This is a genomic window from Sulfitobacter sediminilitoris (genome assembly GCF_010667575.1).
Lineage (GTDB): Bacteria > Pseudomonadota > Alphaproteobacteria > Rhodobacterales > Rhodobacteraceae > Sulfitobacter > Sulfitobacter sediminilitoris.
The window spans coordinates 1-1,638 of record NZ_JAABNT010000069.1; the positions used below are offsets into that span (position 1 = coordinate 1).

A 1,638-nucleotide genomic window follows, 5' to 3' on the forward strand; every position below is an offset into this window, starting at 1 on the left:
ACTTGCGCCGCTAAAACCCAGGATCTGCTACTCAACTCAATCGCGAGAACGAGCGTGTGATCATATGAAATAGAATTCAGCGTGTCGGACGAATGTGTCATTATCAGATCTCCTCTTTTTGGCATGACACAGCCTATCAGTTCTGCGCCACTCACCATGGGATCTGTTTGTGCAGCTTCGAAGGCGCCGCTGGCCCTGATGGTTTACACAAACCAAGTCCCAACCTGCAACTCGAACAGCACGCGTTCAGGACAAAGCACGGGGTGTCTTGGTTTTAGGGCTGACATTATTCCATCACTTCATTGGTCTTGCTATCTCTTGTGTTCTGGTTCGTCTCAGATCGTTCTTATCCGGTAGGGTTCATTGCGGGTCATGACGGCCCAGATCATACGAGCTGTCTTGTTTGCCATGGCAACAGCGGCCACCTTGCCCGGCTTTCGAGCGAGGATATCGGCGAACCATGGGTCATACCGTTCGGGGTTCTGGATGATCTGGCGCATCCGGGACATCATGCCGACGACGAGCAATCGGCGAATGTACTGATCGCCCATCTTCGAGATACGCCCGAGTCGCTCCTTGCCTCCACTGGATCGGTTCAGCGGGGTTAGTCCGAGCCAAGCAGCAAACTCACGGCCATTGTTGAACTGCCTGCCGGTTCCGACAGTGGCCACAATGGCTGATGCGGTGATCGGCCCTATCCCGGGTATCGTTTGCAGAAGAGTAACACGGTCTTCCTGCTGGGCCACCTGCGTCATCTTGCGAGTGTAGTCAGCGATCTTCCCATGAAGAAATAGGAGTTGGTCACAGAGTTCGTTGACCACATTGCCTGCGACCTCCGGCAGATCAGGGCCTTCTCCTTCAAGCATGCGCTTTGCAAATTGAGTGGCGTGGCCAACGCCTTGCGGAAAGACGATCCCGAACTCTGCCAACTGGCCGCGGAGCATATTGATCGTCTGCGTGCGCTGACGGACCACCAGATCTCGCGTACGATGCAAAGCTAGGATTGCTTGCTGCTCAGGTGATTTAATCTCGACAAACCGCATCGTCGGCCGTGTCACGGCCTCGCAGATTGCCGCAGCATCCGCATCGTCAGATTTGCCGCGCTTGACATAGGGCTTCACATAAACTGGCGGGATCAGCCGCACCTCGTGGCCTAGCTTGGTCAGTTCGCGTGCCCAATAATGGCCAGTGTTGCAAGCTTCCATACCAACAAGGCAAGAGTCCAGTCGCTCAAAGAACGCCAGCACCTGCGCTCGTCGAAGCGCACGATTGAAGGCAACCTCACCGCTCTCGGTAATCCCATGAACTTGAAATACGTTCTTGGCCAAGTCCAGGCCGACTGTTGTAGCATGCATTGGGTGGCTCCTCTCCTGAGCAGTTTATGACAACTGCACTATGGCGCATCGCCGCGCCGATGGGTGCAGGAGCCATCCAACCCATCTGCATCTGAGACATCAAACGCAACCGCAGCGAATGACATGGTGTGTTTGCGGCGGTCGCTCTCCGGAGGCTAACGAGGTTCTATAGTATCGGCCTCACAAAACCAGCCGTAAAGGAGAACGACCATGACCCATTATGTAGGTCTCGACGTGTCCGTCAAATCCGTATCGATCTGCGTGGTTGATGCCGCGGGATCGG

The 1,638-nt window shown here is 55.1% G+C and carries 1 protein-coding gene; it reads right to left on the reverse strand.

Going from position 1 to position 1,638, the window contains the following annotated elements; translation table 11 throughout:
- Positions 1-335: 335 nt before the first annotated feature.
- Positions 336-1,355 carry an IS110 family RNA-guided transposase gene (locus GV827_RS23125; RefSeq protein WP_164356671.1) on the reverse strand — a complete coding sequence of 340 codons (1,020 nt, stop codon included), beginning with the start codon at positions 1,353-1,355 and terminating at the stop codon, positions 336-338.
- Between the last annotated feature and the right edge of the window lie 283 nt (positions 1,356-1,638).